The sequence below is a fragment of the Chitinophaga sp. genome, from assembly GCF_039596455.1.
Classification (GTDB): Bacteria; Bacteroidota; Bacteroidia; order Chitinophagales; family Chitinophagaceae; genus Chitinophaga.
Window position 1 is genome coordinate 171064 of sequence record NZ_JBCNJR010000007.1, and the last position, 21007, is coordinate 192070.

Annotated in this window: 23 protein-coding genes and 1 tRNA gene; 9 read left to right on the forward strand and 15 right to left on the reverse strand. The window is 50.9% G+C overall.

Features of this window, described 5'->3' with window-relative positions; translation table 11 throughout:
- Window positions 1–59 precede the first annotated feature (59 nt).
- Genes ABDW36_RS20095 through ABDW36_RS20110 form a run of 4 tightly spaced genes read left to right on the forward strand, consistent with a single transcriptional unit; the run spans window position 60 to window position 5827 of the window.
- Window positions 60–1955, forward strand: a complete 1896-nt coding sequence (locus ABDW36_RS20095; RefSeq protein WP_343703710.1) for a DNA topoisomerase IV subunit B — start codon at window positions 60–62, stop codon at window positions 1953–1955.
- A gap of 4 nt (window positions 1956–1959) precedes the next feature.
- Window positions 1960–2856, forward strand: a complete 897-nt coding sequence (locus ABDW36_RS20100) for a DUF1835 domain-containing protein (RefSeq protein ID WP_343703711.1) — start codon at window positions 1960–1962, stop codon at window positions 2854–2856.
- Window position 2857: 1 nt separating this feature from the next.
- A complete protein-coding gene (locus ABDW36_RS20105; protein ID WP_343703712.1) occupies window positions 2858–3259 on the forward strand; it encodes a hypothetical protein in 402 nt (133 codons plus the stop codon).
- A gap of 33 nt (window positions 3260–3292) precedes the next feature.
- Window positions 3293–5827, forward strand: coding sequence for a DNA gyrase/topoisomerase IV subunit A (locus ABDW36_RS20110; protein ID WP_343703713.1), 2535 nt, complete (start codon window positions 3293–3295; stop codon window positions 5825–5827).
- A 77-nt stretch (window positions 5828–5904) separates the two neighbouring features.
- On the opposite strand, the gene ABDW36_RS20115 is transcribed toward ABDW36_RS20110, so the two are convergent.
- The 10 genes from ABDW36_RS20115 to ABDW36_RS20160 all read right to left on the reverse strand — a co-directional run bounded on the left by ABDW36_RS20115 (window position 5905) and on the right by ABDW36_RS20160 (window position 13350).
- Window positions 5905–6360, reverse strand: coding sequence for a hemerythrin domain-containing protein (locus ABDW36_RS20115; protein WP_343703714.1), 456 nt, complete (start codon window positions 6358–6360; stop codon window positions 5905–5907).
- Entirely contained in the window at window positions 6338–6850 is a 513-nt protein-coding gene (locus ABDW36_RS20120) for a hypothetical protein (protein WP_343703715.1), read from the reverse strand. The genes ABDW36_RS20115 and ABDW36_RS20120 overlap by 23 nt, the downstream gene beginning before the upstream one ends.
- Complete coding sequence (locus ABDW36_RS20125; RefSeq protein ID WP_343703716.1) at window positions 6847–7233, reverse strand: group III truncated hemoglobin; 387 nt, start codon at window positions 7231–7233, stop codon at window positions 6847–6849. The genes ABDW36_RS20120 and ABDW36_RS20125 overlap by 4 nt, the downstream gene beginning before the upstream one ends.
- Window positions 7234–7314: 81 nt before the next feature.
- The gene (locus tag ABDW36_RS20130; protein WP_343703717.1) at window positions 7315–7944 is read right to left on the reverse strand and encodes a VOC family protein; all 630 of its coding nucleotides are present in this window, start codon (window positions 7942–7944) and stop codon (window positions 7315–7317) included.
- A gap of 5 nt (window positions 7945–7949) precedes the next feature.
- Window positions 7950–8429, reverse strand: coding sequence for a YdeI/OmpD-associated family protein (locus ABDW36_RS20135; RefSeq protein ID WP_343703718.1), 480 nt, complete (start codon window positions 8427–8429; stop codon window positions 7950–7952).
- A gap of 78 nt (window positions 8430–8507) precedes the next feature.
- Window positions 8508–9488, reverse strand: coding sequence for a hypothetical protein (locus tag ABDW36_RS20140; protein ID WP_343703719.1), 981 nt, complete (start codon window positions 9486–9488; stop codon window positions 8508–8510).
- Window positions 9489–9514: 26 nt separating this feature from the next.
- Window positions 9515–10633 (reverse strand): glycosyltransferase, encoded by a 1119-nt coding sequence (locus tag ABDW36_RS20145; protein WP_343703720.1) that lies wholly within the window; start codon window positions 10631–10633, stop codon window positions 9515–9517.
- Entirely contained in the window at window positions 10630–11583 is a 954-nt protein-coding gene (locus ABDW36_RS20150; protein ID WP_343703721.1) for a glycosyltransferase family 2 protein, read from the reverse strand. The genes ABDW36_RS20145 and ABDW36_RS20150 overlap by 4 nt, the downstream gene beginning before the upstream one ends.
- Complete coding sequence (locus ABDW36_RS20155; RefSeq protein WP_343703722.1) at window positions 11584–12069, reverse strand: DUF4199 domain-containing protein; 486 nt, start codon at window positions 12067–12069, stop codon at window positions 11584–11586.
- Between the two features lie 12 nt (window positions 12070–12081).
- Entirely contained in the window at window positions 12082–13350 is a 1269-nt protein-coding gene (locus ABDW36_RS20160; RefSeq protein WP_343703723.1) for a dihydroorotase, read from the reverse strand.
- Between the two features lie 201 nt (window positions 13351–13551).
- On the opposite strand from ABDW36_RS20160, the gene ABDW36_RS20165 reads away from it, so the two are divergent.
- Both ABDW36_RS20165 and ABDW36_RS20170 read left to right on the forward strand, forming a co-directional pair.
- Window positions 13552–13625, forward strand: a tRNA-Pro gene (locus tag ABDW36_RS20165).
- Window positions 13626–13766: 141 nt separating this feature from the next.
- Complete coding sequence (locus ABDW36_RS20170; protein WP_343703724.1) at window positions 13767–14624, forward strand: potassium channel family protein; 858 nt, start codon at window positions 13767–13769, stop codon at window positions 14622–14624.
- A 154-nt stretch (window positions 14625–14778) separates the two neighbouring features.
- Here ABDW36_RS20170 and ABDW36_RS20175 read toward each other — a convergent pair whose 3' ends face one another.
- Both ABDW36_RS20175 and ABDW36_RS20180 read right to left on the reverse strand, forming a co-directional pair.
- Window positions 14779–15291, reverse strand: coding sequence for a class I SAM-dependent methyltransferase (locus tag ABDW36_RS20175; RefSeq protein ID WP_343703865.1), 513 nt, complete (start codon window positions 15289–15291; stop codon window positions 14779–14781).
- 154 nt (window positions 15292–15445) lie between these two features.
- Window positions 15446–15892 (reverse strand): hypothetical protein, encoded by a 447-nt coding sequence (locus ABDW36_RS20180; RefSeq protein WP_343703725.1) that lies wholly within the window; start codon window positions 15890–15892, stop codon window positions 15446–15448.
- 90 nt (window positions 15893–15982) lie between these two features.
- On the opposite strand from ABDW36_RS20180, the gene ABDW36_RS20185 reads away from it, so the two are divergent.
- The 3 genes from ABDW36_RS20185 to ABDW36_RS20195 all read left to right on the forward strand — a co-directional run bounded on the left by ABDW36_RS20185 (window position 15983) and on the right by ABDW36_RS20195 (window position 17537).
- Entirely contained in the window at window positions 15983–16411 is a 429-nt protein-coding gene (locus ABDW36_RS20185) for a winged helix-turn-helix transcriptional regulator (protein WP_343703726.1), read from the forward strand.
- 169 nt (window positions 16412–16580) lie between these two features.
- On the forward strand, window positions 16581–16982 hold the full coding sequence (locus ABDW36_RS20190; protein ID WP_343703727.1) for a nuclear transport factor 2 family protein: 402 nt from the start codon (window positions 16581–16583) through the stop codon (window positions 16980–16982).
- Window positions 16983–17000: 18 nt separating this feature from the next.
- Window positions 17001–17537: a VOC family protein gene (locus ABDW36_RS20195; RefSeq protein WP_343703728.1), complete on the forward strand. Its 537-nt coding sequence runs from the start codon at window positions 17001–17003 to the stop codon at window positions 17535–17537.
- 52 nt (window positions 17538–17589) lie between these two features.
- On the opposite strand, the gene ABDW36_RS20200 is transcribed toward ABDW36_RS20195, so the two are convergent.
- From ABDW36_RS20200 to ABDW36_RS20210, 3 genes are all read right to left on the reverse strand, one after another.
- Window positions 17590–18906, reverse strand: coding sequence for a hypothetical protein (locus ABDW36_RS20200; RefSeq protein WP_343703729.1), 1317 nt, complete (start codon window positions 18904–18906; stop codon window positions 17590–17592).
- The gene (locus ABDW36_RS20205; RefSeq protein ID WP_343703730.1) at window positions 18906–20204 is read right to left on the reverse strand and encodes an OmpA family protein; all 1299 of its coding nucleotides are present in this window, start codon (window positions 20202–20204) and stop codon (window positions 18906–18908) included. Before ABDW36_RS20205 ends, ABDW36_RS20200 begins: the two co-directional genes overlap by 1 nt.
- A gap of 140 nt (window positions 20205–20344) precedes the next feature.
- On the reverse strand, window positions 20345–20977 hold the full coding sequence (locus tag ABDW36_RS20210) for a response regulator transcription factor (protein ID WP_343703731.1): 633 nt from the start codon (window positions 20975–20977) through the stop codon (window positions 20345–20347).
- Window positions 20978–21007 lie beyond the last annotated feature (30 nt).

Genomic DNA, 21007 nt, shown 5'->3' on the forward strand with positions numbered 1-21007 from the left:
CTTTCTACATCAGGTATTTACCCGGTTGCGATTTGCTTTCTCAGATTAATTGACAAACTATGGCAGAAAATAAAGAGCTGTTCAATGCCTATACCGAAGAGTCTATCCGCTCGCTTGACTGGCGGGAGCATATCCGCCTGCGCCCCGGCATGTACATCGGGAAGCTGGGAGACGGCAGCAGTATGGACGATGGTATCTACATCCTTATTAAAGAGGTGGTAGATAACTGTATAGACGAACACATGATGGGTTTTGGCAAACAGGTAGACATCAAGGTAACGGAACACAGTGTAACGGTGCGTGACTTTGGCCGGGGCATTCCCCTGGGCAAGGTGGTAGACGTGGTGAGCAAGATCAACACCGGCGCCAAATATGACAGCAAGGCCTTCCAGAAGTCGGTGGGCCTTAACGGGGTGGGTACCAAAGCGGTGAACGCCCTTTCCAGCTATTTTAAAGTATCCTCTTTCCGTGATGGCCGGGTAAAGGCCGCGGAGTTTGAGCGCGGCGTGCTCACCAAAGACCACCGCGAAGCGGATGCCAAAGAGCCCAACGGTACGCTGGTTACTTTTGTGCCGGACGATACGGTGTTCAAGAACTATCATTTTATACCGGACTTCCTGGAGAACCAGATATGGAACTACTGTTTCCTGAACGCAGGCCTCACCATCAATTTCAACGGGCAGAAGTATCTGTCCAAAAACGGGCTGCTGGACCTGCTGCAGCGCAAAACCAACCCGGATGATCTTCGGTACCCCATCATTCACCTGAAGGGGGAAGACATTGAGGTGGCCATTACGCATGAGAACCAGTACGGTGAGGAATATTATTCTTTCGTGAACGGTCAGCACACCACCCAGGGCGGTACGCACCTGGCGGCCTTCCGCGAGGCGTTCGTGAAAACCGTGCGTGATTTCTATAAAAAGGACTACGATGCTACAGACATCAGGGCTTCCATTTGCGCGGCCATTGCCGTAAGGGTGCAGGAGCCGGTGTTCGAAAGCCAGACCAAAACCAAGCTGGGCTCCCTGGCCGTATCAGAAGGCGGGCAGAGCATGAAGGCGTTTGTGCTCGAGTTCCTGGCCAAACAGCTGGACGATTACCTGCATCGCAACTCCGCCGTGGCGGATGCGCTCAAAAAACGCATTGAGCAAAGCGAGCGCGAGCGCAAGGAGCTGGCCGGCATCAAGAAGCTGGCCAACGAAAGGGCCAAGAAGGCCAACCTGCACAACAAGAAATTGCGTGATTGCCGTGTGCACCTCAACGAAGAGTACAGCGGCAAAGGCAAGGAAGAAATGGAAAGCCGCCAGAAAGAGACCACCATCTTTATTACCGAGGGCGATTCCGCGAGCGGTTCCATCACCAAATCCCGCAACGTGGAAACGCAGGCGGTGTTCAGCCTGCGTGGTAAACCCCTGAACTGCTACGGCCTTACCAAAAAAATAGTGTACGAGAACGAAGAGTTCAACCTGCTGCAGCACGCCCTCAATATTGAAGAAGGGCTGGAAGGGCTGCGGTACAACAATATTGTGATTGCCACAGATGCTGACGTAGATGGTATGCACATCCGCCTGCTGATGCTCACCTTCTTCCTGCAGTTCTTCCCTGACCTGGTGAAGAACGGACATGTGTACATCCTGGAAACGCCGCTGTTCCGCGTGCGCAACAAGCAGGAAACCATTTACTGCTACAGCGAGGAAGAAAAGCAAAAAGCCGTGAAGAAACTGGGCAGCAAGCCGGAGATCACGCGCTTTAAAGGGTTGGGAGAAATTTCTCCGGAAGAGTTCGGGCAGTTTATCGGGGACGATATGCGCAAGTCTCCCATCATCCCCTCCAAAGACATGCCGGTGGCCAAAATACTGGAGTATTACATGGGCAAGAACACCCAACACCGGCAGGAGTTTATTATTGAGAACCTCCGCTATGAGAAAGACCTGGCGGAAGAAACAGTGAGCTGACAATATGATATTGCATATAGTATTCGGACAATCATCGGCCGCCAACCTGAAGGCCGCTTTTGAGCTGGACCCCAACCTGGCGGGAGAAGTATTGTGTTTTGAAGATGACCTGGCCGTAGGCCCGTTGTTCATACTGGACACGCCTGACGGGCGCCGCGCGCGCAAGGAATGGTGGGCCGCCATGCAGGCTGCAGGCCCCGCTATGGCGGGTACGCAGGCCGCACTGGCGGTAGATGCCGCCCCGGAAGCCGAAGCGCCTGAAACAACGTATGAAGATGTAGACCCCGTGCGCGCCCTCAAAGGCCGCCTGCGGGAAGAAGAGGAGCTGACCGTATGGATATGGGCCGGGCAGAATGCCACAGACGTATGCGGCTACTACTGGCTCATCAGCCAGCTGGACCGTTTCTCCGGCCGCATCCACCTCATCTATCTCAACAACCTGCCTTTCCTCAACGAAAAGAACGCCGTATTTTATCCTACCCACCTGCACCAGATACTCCCCAAAGAATTCCTGAAAGCCAAAAAACTGGCGCGGGAAGTATCTCTGGCGGAATTTGAGCTGGATGGGGACGAGTGGCGCCGCCTTATGAACGAGAACGCGGGCGTACGCCTGCTGGAAGGCGGCAAGAAGATCAGGGGAGAAGCCGCGGCATTTTATGATAAAGACCTGCTGCAAGCCGTAACGCAGGAGTTCCAGAAAGCGAACAAGGTGATAGCGCAGGTTACCGGCAAGTTCAAATACCCCGTGATGGACCAGTACCTCAACTGGCGGCTGAAAGAGCTGGTACGCGAAGAGAAGCTGGAAGCACGCGGGGAACTGAAAACCATGAAAGACTATGAAGTGAAGCTGCCCGGAGGCCCTGCGCCACAGGCAGACGCCACTGAAGAGGCAACCAACTGATATGGCACAGATCATTATTACACCGCTGGAGCTGAAAGGTGAAGACAACAGAGGCCGCAATTACGAATGGGCCACCTTCCGTACCGGCACCTTCATACTCTGCTACCGCAACGCCGGCAGCAGCAGCGGGCAGCATTACCACAACGGCCACAGCGATTACAAGAATCCCGAGATCATGTACCTGCTGAGCGGCCGCGCGGCCATACACTGGTGCCCTATTGAAGAGACCGCCATCCGAACAGACGTGGTGGAGGCGCCGGCACGGGTAGAGATACCCATCCGCATCTGGCACGAGCTGGAAGCCATTACCGATTGCTCTTTTATGGAGCTGAACACGCTGGAAGATGTGAAGATAGACTCGGTGCGCGTGTGGCGGGATGATTTTCTGCGCGGCAAGCGGTAAACAACATTTTAAGGAAAGTTTTTAAAGGATCATATGAGTACTATAAACGAACCGACGGACGAATCACTGCACGGCATGGAGCATGTGGATGAGAAGTACAAGGACTGGTTTCTTGATTATGCATCTTACGTTATCCTGGAGCGTGCCGTACCGGCAGTGGAAGACGGCCTGAAGCCCGTACAGCGGCGCATTTTGCACGCCATGAAGGAAATGGACGACGGCCGTTTCAACAAGGTGGCCAATGTGATAGGGCAAACGATGCAGTACCACCCCCACGGAGACCAGTCAATCAGCGACGCTATGGTGAACCTGGGGCAAAAAGACCTCCTCATTGAAACCCAGGGTAACTGGGGCGATGTGCGCACCGGAGACGATGCAGCCGCCGCCCGTTACATTGAGGCCCGCCTCTCCAAGTTTGCGCTGGATGTGGCCTTCAACGCCAAAACTACAGAATGGCAACTGAGCTATGACGGCCGCAAGAACGAGCCGGTAGCCCTGCCCATGAAGTTTCCCCTGCTGCTGGCACAAGGCGCCGAAGGCATTGCCGTGGGCCTCAGCACCAAAATATTGCCGCACAACTTCTGCGAGCTGATAGACGCATCTATCAAATACCTGCGCGGTAAAAAATTTGAGCTGTACCCTGATTTTGCCACCGGCGGCATGATAGACGTCACCAATTATAACGACGGCCGCCGCGGCGGTAAAGTAAGGGTGCGCGCACATATTGAGGAGAAAGATAAAAAGACCCTCATCATCCGTGATGTGCCTTACGGTGTTACCACCACCGGCCTGATGGAGTCTATCGTTAAAGCTAATGACAACGGCAAGATCAAGATCAAAAAGGTGGTAGACAGCACCGCCAAGGAAGTGGAAATAGAAGTGCAGCTGGCCCCCGGCATATCGCCTGATATTACTATAGACGCCCTGTACGCCTTTACAGACTGTGAAGTGTCTATTTCCCCCAATGCCTGCGTGATCATTAGTGACAAACCCCGCTTTATTGGCGCTTCAGACCTGCTGCGCCAGTCTGCAGATTTCACCAAAGAGCTGCTGAAACGGGAGCTGGAAATAAAGCTGGAAGAGCTGGAAGGCAAATGGCACTATACTTCGCTGGAAAAGATCTTCTTTGAAAAAGGGATCTACAAGGAGCTGGAGCAAAAGCACAAAGACTGGGAAACCGTACTGACTGCCATAGACAAAGGTTTCAATCCCTACAAGAAACAGCTCCGCCGCGAGATCACGCGGGAAGATATTCTCAAGCTCACGGAAAAGCCCGTGCGCCGCATCTACCGGCTGGACATTAACGAGCTGGCAGAACAGATCAAGGCCATTGAGGCAGACATCAAACAGGTGAAGCATGACCTGGCTAACCTTACAGACTTCACCGTACAGTACTATGAAACCCTGCTGAAAAAGTACGGCCGCGGCCGCGAGCGCAAAACAGAGATCAAGCTGTTTGACACCATACAGGTGCAGCAGGTGGCCATTGCCAATACCAAGCTCTATGTAAACCGTGCAGACGGATTCATCGGCACTTCGCTGAAGAAAGATGAGTTTGTAGCAGACTGTTCAGACCTCGACAATATCATCGTATTCCGGAAAGACGGCGTAATGCTGGTTACCAAGGTGGCAGACAAAACCTTTGTAGGGAAAGACATCATTCACGTAGACATATTCCGCAAGGGAGACGAGCGCATGATCTACAACATGATCTACGCAGACGGCAAAACCGGCTACAGCCTGGCCAAGCGCTTCAATGTAACCGGTATTACGCGCGATAAGGAATACAACCTCACCAAGAGCGAAAAAGGCTCCAAGGTGCATTACTTCACCGCCAACTCCAACGGAGAGGCGGAAGTGGTGACCGTGAAGCTGAGCCCCAACTGCCCGGCCAAGAAGAAAGAATTTGATTTCTACTTCGAGACCATTCCCATCAAGGGCCGCGGTTCTATGGGCAACGTGGTGACCAAGTACCCCATCCGCACCGTGAAGTTCAAGGAAGCAGGCGCTTCCACGCTGAGCGGCATCAAGATCTGGTATGACGATGCCGTAGGCCGTCTCAACACAGAGCAGCGCGGCCTGTACGTGGGCTCTTTTGAGGGAGACGATAAAATACTGGTGTTCTACAAGAACGGCACCTATGAGCTGACCAACTACGAGATCACCAACCGTTACGAGTCTAACGACGCGGTGTATATCGAAAAGTTCAGCCCGGAAAAGCTGGTAACCGCCATCTATTATGACGCAGATAAAAAACAGTTCAACGCCAAACGTTTCAAGATCGAGACGCAAACGCTGAACAACAAGTTCCTGTTCATCAAGGAAGGCGCCAACAACTACCTGGAGCTGGTTACCACGCAGGAAGACCCGATAGTACTGCTGAAAACCGGCAAGAAGCGTGATCCGCAGGAAGAAGAGATAGCCCTGGCGGAAACCATTGAGGTAACCGGCTGGAAGGCCGTAGGCAACAAGCTGGCGGGTGATGATTTTGTTAGTGTGGAGCTGCTGAATGAAGAGGAGGAAGAAGCACCGGAAGACGAAGGGAACATACAGGGAGAATTATTCTGAAAATAACAGGGCGCATCTCAACAGATGCGCCCTTTTTTCTTCTATCAACTTACGCTGCCTCACTGGCAATGGCGCTATCAGCGCCAAAACTCGTCTTTGTAATCATCTTTTTTCTCCGCCGCGTGCAGCCGTGTCAGCTCTGCGCCGATGCGGGCCAGCGTGTCTGCCGGCAATACTGTTTCCAGGTGAGGGAACAGCTCCCGCTCTTCAAAGCGGATGTGCTGCTCCATCAGGGCCGCCAGCTCCGCCAGCGAGCCCGCGTCTTGCCGTTTTACCAGCGCCGCTATGGCCGCGTGCTGCCGCAGGGCTTCCGTGCAACCTTCTTCTTTCACTGTGTTAAAGAGTAATGTCTCCTCTTCCCTGAAATGCTGCTTTAGGTGGGTTTCCCAGAAGTACGCCACATACGCGGCAATTCTGGCCGTATCTGCCTGTTTTTTCAGTCCCTGTTTTATTTTCCAGGAGAACAGCAGGCCGTGGTGATGGTCTCTTGACAGCGGCGCAATATGTTCGCTACGTTTGATGGGCTGTGTCATATTTGAAAAGGCTGATGCCGTAGGCGGTGAGAAGGGCGGTTTTGATCACTTCCGCTATTACAAAGTACACGTGCAACAGGGAGGGCGGTACCGGCTGCCCGGTGATGTACAGTTCCGCGCGTGCGTCAAGCGCAGGCAGCAGCCAGACCGTTTGCACCGCCAGTACGGCAATCACACAAAGCAGTACTGCATGGGCTGCGCTCAGCAGCCGGTGGCGGGCATACAGCCATGCGCTGGCCAGCAGCACAATGGCAAACATCCATTCCACCTTGTTCAGCGCGCTGAACACCAAGCGGCCAATACCCAGGCCCAGGGGCAGGGTAATGCCCGGCGCCCTGAACTTCAGCCAGGCTTCCAGGAAGCTGATGGCGCATACGGCGCCTATCCAGATAAAAGTGCCTGCCAGTGCGTATGATTGTGCAATGCCAGGGGATATAGCGGTACGCTTCTCCCGTACATTATTCTGCTTTGCCGGTGCATAAACGTTCATAACAGCGGTTTTGAGCCGGTGTGCCGGTAGTATTCAATTTTGGAAAGGAACATGCCGGCCATTTTATGCGCCCGCCATTTGGCCTCTTCCGCTTTGGGGCCGGCAAAATGCCCGTCTACCGTCTGGTGCCAGAGCTCCAGCCAGGCATCAAAATGGCGCTGGTCAAGCGGCATGTTGGCGTGAGGGGGAAAGGGGCTGCCGTAATAGGTATGCTCTTCCAGCAGTACTGTTTGCCAGAAACGGTACATCTTGTCAAGATGCTCCGGCCAGCGGCCGCCGATGGCGCCGTTAAAAATGGGGCCCAGCAGCGGTTGTTCCCTCACTTTTCCGTAAAAGGTGTCTACCAGCAGCCGGATGTCTGCTATTGTTGAAATATCCTGCATGGTATAAAGGTAGGGATAACGAAGAATAAAGACAATGACATCTTTTATTTGAAGATATGATCTTGCTCATGTTCCCGTGGCTTATTCCTCAAACAGGTAGCTGGCATGGGTATCGTAGTCAATACCATGTTTTTTCTTCAGCTCCTGTATGTGCTCAAGGGTGTGGAGGGTATGGGGACTTGCCACGCTGTCTCCCACGCGCTCAAAGGTATGCAGCAGGGTTTCTTCCAGGCAGCTGCTGATGCTCATGCGTTTGTGCTTTGCCAGGTCTTCCAGCAGGGCGGCCAGCCGTTTTTCCAGGCGCACCGGCACGTCTACCCGTTCAATTTTGATTTTGGGGCCCTGGTTGTAGATATAATGCCCGAAGCCGATGAAGTTGCCCCAGGGGTCTTTTACCGCGTAATCACGGATGCCATAGGCCCGGTCGTCTACCGGCACGGCTATTTCCACGCCGTTGGCCTGGTGAAAGGCATAAAGTTCGTCTGCGTTCTCTACGATAAAACTTATGTTGGAATGGCCGGTAACGGAAGGCTCCTGCAACTGCAGGTGTAAGGTAGTATTGCCCAGGCCAACGCCTGCAAAGGTGGGCGGGTCTTGCCAGGTAAAACGGAGGGTGAAGCCGAGGCGTTTCAGATAAAAATCGAGGGCGGCGGTTATATCTCCCACGGCAAGGGTGGGGAAGACCTGCGCATATTCAATATGAGGAGCCATAATACTTAGTTTTCCAGTTTTTTGCCTGTAGCAATTTTGGTAACGGCCGCAGCGATGCGTTCAATCCTCAGCTTTTCATCTACCGGTTCGTTCACCCACTTCACCCAGGCCTTTTGATCCGCTTTAGAGAAAGCCAGGTAGTGCTCCCAGGCCGCGGGCTCGTCTTTCAGGCAGTCTGTAAACTCGTCTGCCGCCACGGGCCCGGTGTTTTCGTTTACATGGAGCGTGATGTGCACCTTGTCTCCGGCCTCTTTGCCTATTTTTTTGCGGATGGCAGCGTTCACCGGCAGAAAGTATTGTTTGTTGCCCATAGACATCAGGGTGGCGTTGCTGATCTCATACCCGTCTATAGTGCCGGATACTTTGGTGAAGGAGGAATATTTCCGCTTGCCGCTGCTGAACTCGGGGATGCGGGCGTACGTCCAGCCGCCTTTGCCGGGGAATTTTTCGAGAAGGTACTTTTTATTGCACAGCGGGGTTTGCATAACAGGCACAATATAGTACAAAACGTTGAAGAGTGCGACGCAACGGACGCTCCATAGCGGGCCGAAGCCGGGCTCCCCCTACCTGTCTTTTTTCTTCTTTTTACCCTTTTGCGCCGCTTTTTCTGCCTCTTCCGCCATAATTTCTTCCGCGGTACGCGGGCGGGTGAGATCTACGCGCTTGCGGTCTATCGGAGCTACCACGGGGGCTTTGCCCTGCTCCAGGGCATCGTGAAATACCTTTTCGATGTGCACCCATTTGCCGGCTTTCCATTTGAAGCCTTCAAAATCCAGGTCTGGCACGTAGGTGTATTTTTTATGGTCTTCGCCCGTTTCGGAGATCAGGTGATCATACACCACCATGTCCATTTCCGGGTTGTAATTGAGCGTGGCTACGGCATCCCGCTTGTATTCAATGATGAAGCGGTTGCGGGTGGGCTTGCGCACGGTATCTTCCGCAAAGCTGAAATACGGGCCGCCAAACACGGGCTCGCCGTCTTTGAAGGTGAGCATTTCCATCACTTTTTTCTGTGATGTCTGGGAGTTGGCGTCCCAGCCGAAGAGGGTGTAGTACTCGTTGTTGAAGAAACGGCGCTGTATCATGGCATAATACAGGCAGCCGTACCAGGCTTTGTGGTTGGTGATGGTGTCCAGATCCCTTGTAAAGTCTGAATTGTCGAACAGCGGGAACAGTTTCAGGGAACCGTCTTTGGTGTTCATCTGTATAACGCCGAAGTGGCGGAAAGTGCTGTTATCGTACTCCAGCGGCCAGGTAATGACGCGGAATGTGCTGTCTGCCGGGTATACTTTGGCCATGGTGCGCACGGAGTCAAAAGGGTAGTAGTAGGAGTAGGGCGTTTTGAGCGCTTTTACCAGTTTGGGAATGAACTCGTCGTTACTCCGCTCGCGCACGGCCTGCTCCTTGCCGTGAATAATGTTGTAGCTCAGCTCACGAAGCGTGTCTTCCACCGTGCGCAGCGCGGCTGTGCTGGTGCTGCTGATGCGTTGGGCGGTAGCGGTAATTGTCAGGAAACTCAAAAGTGTGGCAATCAAAAGCTTCATAGTGCAATAACAATAAAATTCGCGGATTATTGTGCCAGGGAACCAAGCACGTCCGTAAAATGCTTCCAGGAGTATAGCTGTTTCTGCTCCCGTATAAAGTTACTGAAAACTCCCGGAGCTTGCTCCAGGAAACGCAAAATGCCGTCTGCAATGGCTTTCGGCGTGGTATCCGTTACATAGCCCGCCTTGCCGTCCGGCACAATTTCAGGCAGACCGCCCACATTGGTGACCAGCATGGGTTTCTCAAAATGATACGCCATCTGTGAAATGCCGCTCTGGGTGGCCGTTCTGTAGGGCTGTACCACCAGGTCTGCCGCGGAAAAGTAGTATTTCACCTCGCTGTTGGGAATAAAATCTTCCACCAGCTCTACCCGCGGGCCCAGCAAGGGCTCATATTTCTTTTTGTCTTCATAAAATTCCCCGGCCACCAGCAGCCGCAGGTTGTCTATGGCCTGCAGGCGCGGGTCTGCAAAGGCTTCCAGCAGCAGGTCAAGCCCTTTGTAGGCCCGGATGAAGCCGAAGAACAGCAGGTAACGGTTGTTTTCATCCAGCTGCAGGTGCTGCAGGGCCGTTTGGCGCGGCACGGCATCTCCGAAGCTGTCATACACCGGGTGGGGCGCAAAGTCCACCGGGGCGGCGGTGTGGGCGCGCAGGTCTTTTTCCACTTCGCGGCTCAGCGCAATAAAGGCATGGCACTGGCGGATGAAGTATTTGGTGAACGGCACGTCTCCCGGCCGTTTTTCATGCGGAATGAGGTTGTGTACCAGGCCTATGATGCGGGAATGGCCGTTCTTCCTGATCATTTTGGCCACCGTTCCCAGGCTGGGCGCCATCATGGGCAGCCAGAAAGCTACTATCACTATATCAGGCCGCTCCCTGGCAATAGCCTTGCCCGTGCGCAGCCAGTTGAGCGGGTTCATGGAGTGCACGCTGCGTTTGATGCGGAGGCCTTCCGGCCCCGGCCCTCCGGCGTATTGTGTTTTGCCGGGGAACATAAAGCCAGGGTACTGGAAAGAAAAGGTATGAATAGTTACTTCGTGGCCCTGCTGCTGCAGCTCCAGCGCCAGGCGCTCATTAAAAGCAGCCAGCCCGCCCCGCAAGGGGTGGGCCGGGCCTATGATCGTTATTTTTTGTGGGCGGGTCATGTATTATCCAGCGTTTCTTCTACCAGGTAGGCGTTGCGCTCAGGGGCGTTGCGGCCTACCATTTCGGCAATAAAGCCGGTGAGGAACAGTTGCGAGCCGATGATGAGCAGCAGCAGCGCCAGGAAGAAGATGGGCCGCTCCGTCATTTTATACTGCAAAAAGAAAATTTTGGCAAAGGCGAGGTAGGCGGCAATGATGAAACCCAGCAGGAAGAACAGGGTGCCCAGCGCACCGAAGAAGTGCATGGGGCGTTTGCCGAAACGGCCTACAAAGGTGATAGACGCCAGGTCAAGAAACCCGTTGATGAACCTTTCCAGCCCGAACTTGGTGCTGCCGTACTTGCGTTTGCGGTGCTCCACCACCTTTTCGCCTATTTTGCGGAAACCGCTCCATTTGGCTATGACGGGAATGTAGCGGTGCATTTCCCCGTACACTTCAATGGTCTTCACCACTTTTTTGCGGTAAGATTTCAGGCCGCAGTTAAAATCGTGCAGTTTGATGCCGCTCATTTTCACCGTGGCCCAGTTGAAGAGCTTGGAGGGAATGTTTTTGGTGAGGGTATTGTCATACCGCACTTTTTTCCAGCCGCTCACCAGGTCATACCCGTCATTCACGATCATGCTGTACAGGCCGGGTATTTCATCCGGGCTGTCCTGCAGGTCCGCGTCCATCGTGATCACCACGTTGCCCTGCGCTTTGCGGAAACCTTCGTTCAGCGCGGCAGATTTGCCGTAGTTGCGCTGGAACTTGATGCCCTTGATGCGCGGGTTTTCAGCGGCCAGGCGCTGTATCACCAGCCAGGACTCGTCCGTGCTGCCGTCATCCACCATCCACACTTCGTAAGAAAAATTATTTTCCTCCATTACGCGCGCTATCCAGGCTGCCAGTTCCGGCAGGGACTCTTCTTCGTTTTTCAGAGGAACTACTACAGATATATCCAGCTGCTGCATTTACGCTTTTCTTTTTTTAGCAACGGCGGCGCCAATAAGGGAGGCAATAACGCCCGTGAGCAGGTTCATGAAGAGGGCGCCGCCCACCATCATGAGGGTAAAGTTTTTACGGGTAAATTCCATGCCCTGTTCCAGCTGCTCCTGGTTCACGTTGCCCGGTGCATTGGCAATGGCCTCTTCTATGGCCCTTTCCTTGAAATCAGGGAAGAGGCTTACAAAAATGCCGTAGAACACGCAGGTGATCACCGTGATGATGGCCGTTATCTTGAAACCGTTGCCGAATACTTCCCCGAAGGTAACATCTTCACCGTTGATCTTGCTGTAGTTGATGCAGCCGGCAATGACCACGCCTACCAGTACCAGTACGGGCACCCAGCGCATTACCATGTTCTGGGAGGAGATTTTGGCAAAGTACTGGATCATGAACAAAACGATCAGCACCAGCGCGCCCACAAGGCCGTAAACAACATGGTTTTTGTTCTTCATGGGAAATACATTTTAGTGGTTTTCAAATAATAGTTTGTTATGAACAATCGCTTTTGCCTTACCGGTCAGCTCCGTGCCCAGGAAGGGGGTGTTGCGGCTTTTGGAGCCGATGTGCTGCTCCGTGAAGGTATACTTTTCATCCGGCTCAAAGCAGGTGAGGTCTGCCACGGCGCCCTTTTCTATCTTTGCCTCCGGCAGCCCGAAAATGGCACGCGGGGCGGCGGTGAGCATATCCGTCAGGCGTTCCAGGCTTACATCGGGCAGCGCCTTGCGCAGCGCGCCGAAGCAGCTTTCCAGCCCTATCATGCCGTGTTTGGCGTACTCGAACTCTACCTGTTTGGCATCCCAGTCCTGCGGCTGGTGGTGCGTGGCAAAGCAGTCTACCGTACCGTTCTTCACCGCGGCTTTCAGGGCCTCCACATCATCCGCGCCGCGGAGGGGCGGGTTCACCTTCAGGAAACTGTTGTAAGAGGCCATGTCTGCATCCGTAAACAGCAGGTGGTAAGGCGTTACGGAGCAGGTTACGCGGATGCCCTCTTTTTTAGCCGCCGCAATCAGCTCCACGCTCTGGCGGGTGGAGACGGCGGTAAAGTGGATAGCCGAGTCTGTGTACCTGGCCAGCTCCAGGTCCCGCCGTATCATGATCTCTTCCGCTATGGCCGGTTTGCCGGGCATGCCCAGCTGGGTGGAATAGATACCCTCGTTCATGAGGCCATGGCCGGAAATGCTGGTATCATCAGGCACTTGTACAATAGTGCCGTTGAATGCTTTTACATATTGGAGCGCCTTGAGCATGATGCCGGAAGACTGCACCGGTTTGAGGCCGTCTGAAAAGGCGATGGCGCCCGTTTGCCGCATTTCATACATCTCCGCCAGGGAGGCGCCTTCCAGGTTTTTACTGATGGCGCCCATGGGCAGTACCGTCACCGCGCCGAAGCGGGTTTTGCTCAGCACGTATTCCACCTGTGTTTTGGTGTGGATGGCGGGCTGGGTGTTGGGAACTATCATGACGGTGGTGAAGCCGCCTTTAGCTGCGGCGTTGGCGCCGGAGCTGAGGTCTTCCTTATACTCCTGCCCCGGATCACAGAACTGTGCAAAAACGTCCATCCACCCGGAGGAAACATGCAGGTTGTTACCGGAGATCACTTTGGCGCCTGCCGGGGCGGAGATGTCTGCGGCAATGTTGGCAATAGCGCCGTTGTCAATTAAAATATCCTGAGTTTGCCCGTGAAAGGGGGAGAGAGGTGCGATGATTTTTGCGCTTTTGATTAAAATCTGCATTGTATAATTTTAGCCCAATCAGGGGCAAATGTAAGCATTTATGCTTTCATACGTATGCAGGAATGCATGGGGAATTTTGGGCATTTGATAAAAAATCTGCACAAATTTTTCATAAAATGAAATTAATGTTTACATTTGCATCCCGTTGTAAACAAAGCGATTTGTTTGTACGGCAGAAGCGAAAGTTTCTGTTACCGGTTTCGGGACGTAGCGCAGCCCGGTAGCGCACTTGCATGGGGTGCAAGGGGTCGCTAGTTCGAATCTAGTCGTCCCGACAAGCTTTAAAGAGGTCGTTTCAGCAATGGGGCGACCTTTTTGTTTTTGAAAACTGCTTGAAAGCTTCCTTCATACATTTTTGTCTGGTAATACTTAACGGATTTTTATTAAACTCCTCTACTGATTTTAAAGCTATACATATGAATGGCATACGTTTTCTAATTTCTTATATCGGCATTATCTTATTGTTTGGACTCATTTATTTTTTCACTTGGTTTTTTTATCCCGATTCATTCGTGATAGATGAACAATATAACTTGCATCCATTTTCTTCGAAAAGTATTATGGGAGAGGACGCAATCAGTCTTACTTATTACCAGCGGAAAGCTGATTCTATAAGGAAGAATGAAGGCTATCTAAGAACTCAAATAGTCATCTACAAGAAGATCATTGATTCATTAGAGCCGCTCAAAAATGATGCATACAAGCGCTTTGAAGATAAGCAGTGGGAAAATGCGGATAAATGGGAGAAGGCACAACTCGACTCACTTACGAAGAAGCTCAGAATTATTGAGAGTGCAATTGAATACACCTCTGGACTAAGTCATACTGAAGTTGCACTTGCGCAGTTGAAAGTTGAAAAGTCAGCCATGGACTATGAAATAGCCAAAGTAAAAGTAAATGCTATCGATTTTGTACTATCCAATTTGACTATGTTTCAGGACAGCGCTTTAACAAACAAAATGATGACTTTAGATTCATTATATACTTTAAATAAGTATCAGTTGCTACCCAAAGCAGAACTTGCTCTTTTGAAAAATCAATTTGATATAGATCAGTTAAGGTTCGAAGCATTAAGCTCCTTTTCCAAAAGAATATCTTTTTTAGATTTTTTATTGTTCAGTGCTTCTAATTCTTCTACTGTTACCTACGGCGATGTAATTCCTAATTCTAATTTAGTCCGTATAATACTCTTTATTCAGGCTATAACTTGTATTTTCTTGATTGCCTTGGGAACAGATAAAGTACTGAAAAAATACATGACGGAATCAAGATGATATTTTAACTAATCTAGTCGTCTATGCAGCTTTAAAGAGGTCGTCTGCAATGGTGGCCCTTTTTGTTTCCGTCACTTTTTTTGACGTGCTAAATTACTGTTATCTTTCAGCATCTTACTTTTAACCCATATTTTCTGTCATTCCATAGAGTCCCCTAACCTTGCCGGATCGCATTGAAATAATGATTCCCCCCTTCATTATCCAGCTCTTCAACAATAGATAATCCTGATGCAGAAATGAGCTCCCTGTATTGCTCTGCCCCGAGTGACCTGGAGAGCTGTTCGGTCATTGCATCCTTCCATTCTATTTTGTAAAGAGGAGCGGTGAATGATAATCTCCCGCCGGGGTTTAATGCTGCTGCCATTTTGGGGATTACCGCCCGCTGGGTTTCTTCAGGGAGCAGAAAGATCAGTCCCACGGCTATAATGCCATCGAAGGAGCGATTAAAGAAAGGCGACCTCTCAACAGATTCACAGGCAACAGGTACATTTGGAAAGTTATGGCGAAAGGCTGCAATCATTTTGGGGGATGCATCCAATGCGTAGGCGGTTAACCCTTCATCGAGCAATATTTTCATAACTGGAATACCCGTTCCACATCCAATATCCAATACTACGGAGCCTTTAGTAAAGGTTCGAGCCCATGCCCGGGCAGTTGACGAACCTATACCATTTACTGCCCTGCCTCGCCTTTAATATATATTTCTGCAATGCCTTCGTAGCCCTTTGATTCGTCCATCATAAACGAGGTTTAAACTAAAAATACCCGGTCTATTTAATTTTTAAAAAATTTCTTTAAAAGTGTATGATGCCCGCCCCAACCTATCCCCCCAGCATCCTAAAGCTATTTTTGACTACCTTAACAAAGAAATACAGCAACGGAACACACAAGAAAGCCTGCAAAACTCCGGTAAACTCAAAAATGAAATTACCCGGCATAACATACGTAGGCGGCGGAAACAGGCGTACCATAACTTCCGCAGGCGTACCGGAAAAGAATAGGATGTTTTTTACCAGGTGATTATATCCGCCCTCGAACAATCCGATCAGTGAAATAGTGATAATAAAATTGATGGCTAACAGCAGGTAAACGGCGATTTTATTCGCCCTGAACTTCAAATTGAGAATGATATTGAGTAGAATAACCGGGATGCTGAATGCCAATATATGAAGGCGCCAGGGCGTATCATAAATATAAGCACCCAACACATGATGGATGCTGGTCAGCAGCATTAACGCATTGCAGTAAAACAGGAATCGTTTTGTCATGATCGATATTTTTTCAAATATCAAAACATGAATCTTTATAGGCAATAAGTTACCATATGGTTACCTTTGGAACATCCAAATTTGAAAACTATGCAGCCAGTGCATTATGACGCCAACTTATGCGTAATGACCAGGTTTTCGGGCCTGATCATGGGAAAATGGAAGCCAATTATCCTGCATCTGGTGGAATGCGGAATTGACCGCTTCAGCGCAATGCAAAGCCACATGCCCACCATCAGTAAAAAAATCCTTACAGAACAACTGAGAGAGCTTGAAACCGATGGGCTGATCTCCAGGCAGGAATTGAAAGCCAAAGCCCCCAAGATCGTGGTGTACAGGCTCACGCCCCAAGGCACATCTTTAAGAAGGCTGATTGATGAGATCATTGCGTGGACGCTGACGTATTTGAAAGACGAAATCCCGGATGATGTAGTAGATGTTTATATCAACACTCACCCTGATCTTGCAAAGAGACTGCCTTGGCTGAAACATAAACGAAAGGATGAAAATCTTTCGTAAGAAAGCACCTGCTTGGGGAAGCGTACCGCAGTCTTTTCCCATCCAATCTGCAAAAATTAACGCAAAACCAGTATAGCGAGAAAAAAAAGTTGCGCAACTAAATAATTGCATTTATATTTGCAACCAAATGGTTGCGCATTGTAAGGTGAAAATATCTAAAAATAAAGAAATGAAAAAGGTAGCACTATCGGACAGTAATGAAATGCAGGTTAAAAGGGTCATAGATGACTGGTGTCAGGCCATTCGTGACATTAATTATGAAAACCTGCTATCAAATCATGCCGATGATGTTTTGATGTTTGATGTTCCGCCGCCTTTGCAAAGCAAAGGGCTTGATCAATATAAAAAAGCATGGGATTTGTTTTTTCAGTACAGTTCGGGAGGAGAAGGCTCATTTCAACTGGAAGAGCTGCAGATCACCGCGGGAGAAGACGTTGCTTTTTGTACGGCATTGCTTGCTATTGGAAAAGGCAGAAAGCCGGAGTGCCGTCTTACTGTAGGGCTAAAAAAAATTGATGGCAGGTGGTTGATTACGCATGAGCATCATTCCGCACCTGCACCAATTTCCTAATTTCTCAACAACAACATTATGGACAAAACAATCACAATCAGCTTCACATTCGAGAAGAATGGGGAAGAAGCCATCAAATTGTATGTAGATCTGTTTGACAGGGTCTTCGGCAGCACAAATGGTGTATCGAAGATTTTAAAGATCACCTACTTCGGAGCAGAAGAGCTGGAAGGGTTGAACGACGTGGAAGCGGTACCCAAAGATATGCTTCCCGGACCGGTCGGTTCGGTCAAGACAATCCGTTTCCTCTTAAAAGGGCAGGAATTTGTTGCAGTGAACGGAGGCGGGTATTTTGGCAAATTTCATGAAAGTGTTTCCCTCTACATAAGCTGCCAAAATCAACAGCAAATTGACGCACTGTGGGAAACCTTGTCGCTCGATGGGGAAGAGCAACCTTGCGGCTGGGTGAAAGACCGTTTTGGGATTTCCTGGCAGATTGTTCCGGATGTGTTGTGGGAGATAGATGAAGGCGAGGACAGGGCACGGGCACAACGAGTGATGAATGCCATCTACCATATGACAAGGATTGATATTAAAAAAGTTGTCGAAGCTTAAGGGGGAAACGATACAAGCTTCCCAAAAAAAGGCTTGCGATTCAACGGCAGCCCTAGGACTTGCATTGCACCCTTTTAATCCCCGGAAGCATTTCATCCCGCTGAAACTCCGCCCTTGCCTTCGCTAACCGCCTGGGATCGTTTTTGTATTTGGATTCAATCTCATTCCACAGGTCTTCCAGCCGTTTGTATTCGGCCACCTTGTTTTCCCAGCATTGCCTTTGTTGTGCGGCCCTGGCCATCTGGTTCCGGGACACTCTTCCATGGGCCATGTCTTCGTCCAGCACGCAGAGCTTGTGTTCCAGTTCCCTTCTTTCAATGGCAAAAGACATCATCGGGTTGTACATCGCGGCAAGACTGTATATGTCGGCCTCGTTGGAGGCCCTTATTTTTTCATGCTGCAGCTTTTGGAGTACTTCTTTTTCTTTTTGTGCGGCTTTCAGTTTATAAGCCGTCCATTCGGCCTTTTTTGAAGCGCATGGGGCTGTGGACGTGTTTTGCCTGCTCAGTTTTTCTTCCAGCTTCCTTTCCCGTTCCGTGGCTTCATCCACGGCAACGGGAACTTTTTCTTCCTCCATCACGGAAAATGAAGCAGTGGAGAAACAAAGCCCGCCAAGGCCGAACTTTTCTATTTCACGAACGGCCATATTAAATTCCGATGCCCTCGTATGCCCCAGCACCAGGTAATAACCCGCGTCGGTTTTGATATGCCCCAGGCCATAGGCGCCCAGATGGTCCCTGACCGTCAGTTCTTTCGGATAGTCGTCGCCGGCCAGGAACAGGCTGGATTTACCGTCGTCGGTAACGTACTCCCTGGCCTTGACATGCCCGTTCAGGAATTCCCGGTAACTGCCTTCCTTGAGGTGCAGTATTTTCTGGTCCATCACCTCGTCCATTTGGTTGCGGTGGGTATTGCCTGTGATAACATAATGTTTGATAACCGCCGGCCGGCTTGCATGATCTCTTTCTTCGCGGTTGAAGTAGCGGAATTCCAGCCCCTTTTTTGTAAACAGCATGAACTGGAAGCGCGGGTCCAGGATGTCGAAATCACATTTGCACTGCGCATCGTAAAGCGGAACGGCGCCGGCAAATCCTGATTCGCTGTTGATCACAAAACAGCAATTGATCACCTGGCCCTGCATCTCGCCGAGGACGAAGAATTTTTTGTCGAAACAGATCGTTTGTTTCGGTTGTATCGTTTTTTTCTTTTCAGGGTATTGCAATACTGCCGGGATAAGCTGCGGCGCCGGGCCGGGGCCCGTCCACCATTTACCGCCTTTCACGGTATCCTTTCTGGGGGTTGTTGGCTGGGCAAATACGGCCGTGGAAAACAGCGAAAGAATGAGAATGTTTGATAAGGTTTTTTTCATCAGGGCTGTTTTACAAATTCCACTCTGCGGTTTTGCGCTTTGCCTTCTGGAGAATTATTGTCTGTAACAGGCTGTGACGAGCCCTTGCCGGCTGTGGTCATCCGGCTGCCGTCAATCCCGAAAGTCTGGCTGAGATAGTTTTTTACGGCTGCGGCGCGCTGTTCCGATAATTTTTGGTTGGTCCCTGCATTGCCGGTGTTGTCTGTATGCCCGATGATCTGGACCTTCAGTTGCGGGTTTTCTTTCAATACGCCGGCAATTTCTTTCAATATGCCATGAGATTCGGAGCGGATGCCGGCTGAACCGGTGTTGAAGTAGATCCCGGAAGTGGAGAATTTCCCTTCGGTGACCAGCTTGTGCCTTGTATCGGGATCGCCCACCGCAAGGCGGATATTGGAAATGAAGAAATATTCTCCGGCTTTGCTCTGCCTGGTGCAGAACACCAGCTTGTTATAGTTGCCGTTTGCGGTGAAAGCCTGCGGGATGTCCCAAAGTTTGGTTTCCCCGGCATAGATGCGCAGCCGCTGCTTTTGCCGCCAGAACGCCATATGCACCTTGTGCCTGTTTTTGTTGAACGCTTCAACGGCATTGGCCTTATTGGTCATGGCCAGTTTCCCGTTTTCGTACACGGAAATGGCCGTACGACCAACTGGTTTGGAGCTGGCGTCTTGTGGGTGGAGCTCCAGCCTGACCCCGGAAAGGGTAGGCCTGCCAAAATGCACCCAGTTGGTAAAATCGTTCTTGCTGCGGGATTCAACAATGCAGATAAAAAGCGCATCGTTATAAAAACCATAAGTGGGACTAACGTCCAGGTCAAATTCTACGGTGGCGTTTTCCGGGATGGAATTGATGAAGTCAGGGGTGAAGGCGCCTTTGCCTGTAAAGGCCAGCCAGTGGCCTTCTTCTCCGTTCATGGTCATGATCTCGCCGGTGGCGTTGGTGTTCCATTTGGCGGGGAAGTCACCCACGGCGTCTTGCATAAAATCTTCCATCACCATCACTTTACTGCCGGGAACGAAGTCGTATTTGGAATTGGCGGAGAAGCCGCCGGTTGATTCATGCCCGCCACCGGATGGAGGGTTTTCATTTCCGGTATCCTGCTTGCCGGTCTTTTTCTTTTTCCCGCTGAATATGCCTTCTACTTCGTCGAGACCCTTATCTATGGCCTTGTCTGTTTTCCTGTCCACCCGTTGGTTGGCTTTGCGTTCTACCTTTTTACCGAGTTTGTCGATAATAGACTGCGCCTGTGAAATATTGCATGCCGCAATCAGCAAAACGAAGAACAATATTGTTTTCATCGGTTGTTTGTATTTAGGGTTGTAAGAAAAGCAGGCCACTAAGGGGCGTGGCCAATGTTATGCTGCAAAGGTTTTAAATACCGTCAAGAATGACAATTACACATTCGGGTAGTGAAAGATGGAGGATGCGCCGGGGGAGGTTATACAATTTTGTGTTTCAATGCTTTGGCAACGGCTTCCGTGCCGCAATTGACATGAAGTTTGCGGTAGATGTTCTGAAGGTGTTTTTTTACCGCGTCAATAGTAATGCCGGCGGCAGCCGCAATCATTTTGTAGGAATTTCCTTTTACCAGCAGGTCAAGTATCTCTTTTTCCCGCGCGGTAAGGTTGAAGGGGTCTTGTGCAGGCACCTGCGACCGGAAATGCTGAAATATTTTCTGGGCAACAAAAGGGCTCATCGGGGCATGGCCTTCCAGCACTTCGTGCAACGCCTGTACCAGTTTCAGGGGCGCCGTATGCTTCAGCAGGTAACCGTCGGCGCCGGCGCAGATGGCATTGAATATCCGGTTGTCGTCGTCAAAAACGGTATGGATCACCACCTTGGTATCGGGCAGTGCGGATTTAATGGTCCGGGTGCCTTCGATGCCGCTGGCGCCCGGCATGTCAATGTCCATGATCACCAGCTCGGGGAGAAGTTCGGCAGCGTGTGCGGCCGCATCGTTGCAATGATCGAATGAGCCGACCACAATAAACCCGCTGTCGCCCCCGAGCAGCAGCTCCAGCGACTGCCGCAGGCGGAGATTGTCTTCATATAGAATCAGTTTGGCCGGCATTTGGCGTAAAGTTAAGGATGCATCTCATGA